This window comes from Clostridium sp. AM42-4 (genome assembly GCF_003480105.1).
GTDB lineage: Bacteria > Bacillota > Clostridia > Lachnospirales > Lachnospiraceae > Brotaphodocola.
This window is the reverse complement of the sequence record NZ_QUIK01000042.1, coordinates 1-4232: the sequence shown is the minus strand read 5'-3', so window position 1 is coordinate 4232 and position 4232 is coordinate 1. Positions and strand designations below refer to the sequence as shown.

General features: G+C 44.3%; 3 protein-coding genes. All 3 read right to left on the bottom strand.

Annotation, left to right across the window (positions count from 1 at the left end):
• Window positions 1-181: 181 nt before the first annotated feature.
• The 3 genes from DW922_RS17160 to DW922_RS17135 all read right to left on the bottom strand — a co-directional run bounded on the left by DW922_RS17160 (window position 182) and on the right by DW922_RS17135 (window position 3995).
• The gene (locus DW922_RS17160) at window positions 182-736 is read right to left on the bottom strand and encodes a hypothetical protein (RefSeq protein ID WP_002595445.1); all 555 of its coding nucleotides are present in this window, start codon (window positions 734-736) and stop codon (window positions 182-184) included.
• A gap of 390 nt (window positions 737-1126) precedes the next feature.
• The gene (locus DW922_RS17150) at window positions 1127-2242 is read right to left on the bottom strand and encodes a relaxase/mobilization nuclease domain-containing protein (protein ID WP_118727154.1); all 1116 of its coding nucleotides are present in this window, start codon (window positions 2240-2242) and stop codon (window positions 1127-1129) included.
• A gap of 370 nt (window positions 2243-2612) precedes the next feature.
• A complete protein-coding gene (locus DW922_RS17135; protein ID WP_002595441.1) occupies window positions 2613-3995 on the bottom strand; it encodes a hypothetical protein in 1383 nt (460 codons plus the stop codon).
• Window positions 3996-4232: the final 237 nt, after the last annotated feature.

The following is a 4232-nucleotide window of genomic DNA, read 5'->3' as shown; positions in this document are numbered from 1 at the left end:
GGGAGTGCCTTTTTGGTGTCAATATCTACACCTCACTCCCTCTCGCCCTTATCGCTTATCTTATCAATGAATTTATTGCACCTTTTTGACCTCTAAAAAAAGGGAGTGAATTAAGAATATCTCATCCTCACTTCACTCCCTCTTATTTTCATCACTACTCTTACCAATATTTCAGTATTTTCTACTTAGCATCACGAAGAGTTCCTTTCCATACTGCGTATTCGTCACCTTTCTCATCAGTTGCGGTTAATATTGCTTCACAATATGGATTTGATGGTGGATTCGGAGTCGTATATACATAGCTTCGAGAATTAGTTCCTGTATACCCATTATGATCTTCTTCATTTGTATGCCAACTATTTACTCCTTCAGCTCTTGTTACAAGTTTACTGGATTTTAATTTTAATGGATTAGACGTCATAGATGCCTTAACTGTGTACTGCGGTCTTCCAGATGAATCTAAACCATCATAAAAATACTCCATACTTCCTAAAATTCTATTTTCAATATCTAAAGCTGTAGCAGGAATAGGTTCTCGAGAAGAAATTGTGTTTTTTCCATCACACGCAAAATATACTTTATCCAGCAAAACAGATTCTCCATTAGTTGAACGAGTCACCGATTCTACCGCCTCGGTTTCAGCAGGAGCTGTATCTGCTGCAAAACTAACCATATTCATAGCCATCATCATTATTGCTGCCAAAGCTAACGCTACAGATCTGCGAATATTTCTCATTAATTTTCCTCCTATGTCAATGTATTTTTATAGCATCTAAAGCAACAAGTACATTGGCATCCCCTCCTTTTTGTTTTACTATACTATATTTTCAACAAAAAAACATTAATTATATATAACATTTTTATAAAACTTTACTTGACAAATAAATAATATAACACTATCAAAAACGTCCCAATATTACAGACCATACCGCCCCAAAACAGGTATATCTTCAAGCCCTCATATCTGAAAAAGCTGTTTTTGCTTTCCTCCAGCTCCCGGACTTTCTGCTTCATTACGCTTGTAAGCGTATCAGACTGCTTTTCAAGAGCTTTTGTTGCCTTCTGTACCGCCTCTATATTCGCCTGTAACGCCTTTTTTACCTCTTGGACGGTACTTTCTCTGACCTCATCTCTCAGGCTCCCAATTCCGGCTGATATGGCGTTCTGAAGTAGTTCGTTGCTGTTCTCTAACTGCTCGACTTGCTTCTTCAGCTCGCTGATGAGCTGCCTGCTCAGCTCGGCGTCTCTCTGCCTGTTCTGCTCTGCCCTTGCTTGTCCTTGATTTGACTGCTTCATCAATTCCTCGCAGCTCTCGCTCGACAAAGCTAAGGCTTCCTTCAGCAGGCTGTTCTCCAGCTCTGTCCGGCTCTGACGGTTCAGTTCTTGGATCCGTTCTCTCGGACTTGCCTGCTCTGACTTCTGCTGTTCGTGCATTTCTCTCAAACTCATGCTCCAGTTCCTCCTTTCCAAAACCCATGTTGTAGTATTTTTCCAGCTTATTATTACGAATTTTGCAAGCCTTTTCTCCTGCCTGCTTCCTTGCTAAGTCGGTATATGTGATGTATTTGTGGCTGTCCTGCCAGTCCACTCCGTACCCTCTTTCATTCATCAGCCGAATAAAGCTTTCCCGGCTGGTCGCTGTTTCCTTACAGTCCAGGACTGCCAGGGCAATGTCCTGGACATAGCTTTTCACTTTCCCCTGCTCCGCCTGCTTCAGAAGCTGGTACGTCTCTTTTTTCCATGCCACTGTTTCCTCACGTTCCGCTCCTTCAAAGGTCTTTCCCTTTTCTGAGACGTGTAGCCCCTGCTCCCTGCTCTGTGCGTTGCACCGCTCCTTCAGCTCCTGCAGGTCGGCGCTGCTCCACTGCAGCTTGTGCCCGTCCTCAAAATTGACGGAATTGACGATAAAGTGCGTATGGATATGGTCTTTGTCCTTATGGGTAGCCACAAGCACCTCAAACCCTTTCCATGCCGACGTATTCTCTGCAAGCTGTAAGGCGTTCCTGTGTGCCTGCTCCGGCGTGATTTTCTCGTCCTTATGGTAGCTCTGGACAAAGTGCTTGTATGTCCTTCCCCCGGTTTTCTCCCATAGTTCCTTGGTGGCTTGCATTTCGTCCTTTACTGTATCTGGTTCACAGTGCAGACCGCTGACAAGCTTATCCTCTGTCTTTTCCTCTTTTGTCACATAGTCCAGTGCTTGCCCTATGCCTGCTTTTGAAGATACTGCTTTAATAACTGCCATACTTCTCTCACCTCTTTCATGGTGTTAGGAAGCTCTTGCTTATGGCTTCTTGTGGCATTTCTGCCACTATGGTATAATGGGCAACGCTACCACCCCTATACAGGTACAGAAAGGGGGTGTGCCACCATGAGTATATTTTCGTCTTTCTTACTCTCTGTCTTGGCAAGTGTAGTCGCCTACTACATCTGCAAATGGCTGGACGGAGATAAATAGGCGGTAGCCAGCCTAAGGCATAAGCCACCTTGCCACAACGGAATAGAAAAGCCCCGGAGGTCGCAACTCCGGGGCTTTTTGCGTGCCACAATGAGCACTTTCGTCTTTCTTGCCTACTGGCATTATAGCATATGCCTTTCAGCATTTCAAGTATGCCCTACTTCCACCACTTATAAACCGTATGCTTTGCAAGTCCTGTCTCTCGGATGCAGTCCGCTTTTGTTCCCAGAGGGTTGCTTTCTCTCCATTCTTCGACAATCTTCGCCTTGTCTGGTCTCCCTTGTAGAGCTTTGCCCCTGTCCTCATTCATTGTTTCAAGGGTAAAACGTGCGATTTTTAAGTGCGTGGCTTGCTTTCTGCCGTTCCTCTTATTTGGCGGTATGACAACTTTCGTCTGCTTCTCTATCCATTCTCGGCTTGCCATAGTCGAAAGTAGCTTGTTATCAGCTTTGAGGGCTTTCAATGCGTCCTTTACATCTTCCCTTGTAAAATGGTTGTCCTCATCATCTGTAAGGCTCTCCAGATGCTCCAAAAATGAATAGGCATCTTGCCTTATTCGTCTTTCAGATATGCCACATTTCAAGCCATACGCACACAATGCCATGATTGAGAAGTACCTACCGCCTACCTTTACTTCGGTAAAAATCTTGTTCTTCCACCACTCATAAAGGGCTTCATTACACACCCATGTGCCTTTTTTCTTCGGTCTGCCCTCTACAACTCGCTCTTGATACCACTCTGGGTACAGCTTCTTTGCTTCGTCCAGTGACAGCTTACTCTTTTCTTTCTTCGGCTTCTCTGTAAGTACCGATAAATCAACCTTACAGTTCGGTATGCTGTCCTTTATATCTTCCAGAGTATAGCGGTTATCCGACATCTTATAGGCTTTCACTGGGAAGTCTGCCCCCAGCTTGCTCTGGCTCCCAACACACCTAAAGCCTTGATAGATACCTGTTATATCTGGGCTGTCTGGTCTGATACTGCTCGTATCGTTCCATAGTCTGCGGATAAATGCTTCTTTCAGCTCCGCAAGGGTATCTTCCAGATTATGATACAACTGTACTGGCTCTTTCAAAAAGTAATAGGCATGGACACCCTTTCCAGAACTCACAAGGTAGGTCGGTCGGAGCTGTACTCCGTTCCCGAATTGCTTCAAGAGGTTCTTCAACTGCTGTTTTCCGACATAATCAATATCTATTGCAACCGCATACAGTTCATGTGCGTTCTGCTTCGTGTGTGTCTTGCCATAGAACGTGATAGGCGGTATCAGTCCGAACTCGTCCCCTATGACCTTATCAAGCATATTCAGACTATCATCTATAACCCACTGCTTCGTTCTTCCCTTTCCAGATGGTCTTATCTGGGTTGCAATCACATTTCCTTTTCCGTCATGCTCTGCACTCTGTAAGCTCCCCTCTGGGAACAAGTCACGATAGAACTCATGGGGGCTGACCTCTGGAAAACCTCTCTCCAACATCAGCTCCTCTTTATCCCTATATACCTTTCTCCACTCATACATTGTTTTTGTATTTCTACGCATATTTTTCTCCTACTTAGATATATTATATAATATACTGCCCTTACTCCGCCTGACCGCTAATCTTATCAATAGATTTTTGCACCTTTTTCTCTCAAGTATAAGGGAGTGCCTTTTTGGTGTCAATATCTACACCTCACTCCCTCTCGCCTTCACCGCTTATCTTATCAATGAAGTATTTTACCTTTTTCCATCAAGTATAAGGGAGTGCCTTTTTGGTGTCAATATCTACACCTCACT

Bases quoted from the DNA above. Each gene is read 5' to 3' on its own strand.
- DW922_RS17135 (WP_002595441.1), bottom strand. From the start codon at position 3,995: ATGCGTAGAAATACAAAAACAATGTATGAGTGGAGAAAGGTATATAGG.
- DW922_RS17150 (WP_118727154.1), bottom strand. From the start codon at position 2,242: ATGGCAGTTATTAAAGCAGTATCTTCAAAAGCAGGCATAGGGCAAGCA.
- DW922_RS17160 (WP_002595445.1), bottom strand. From the start codon at position 736: ATGAGAAATATTCGCAGATCTGTAGCGTTAGCTTTGGCAGCAATAATG.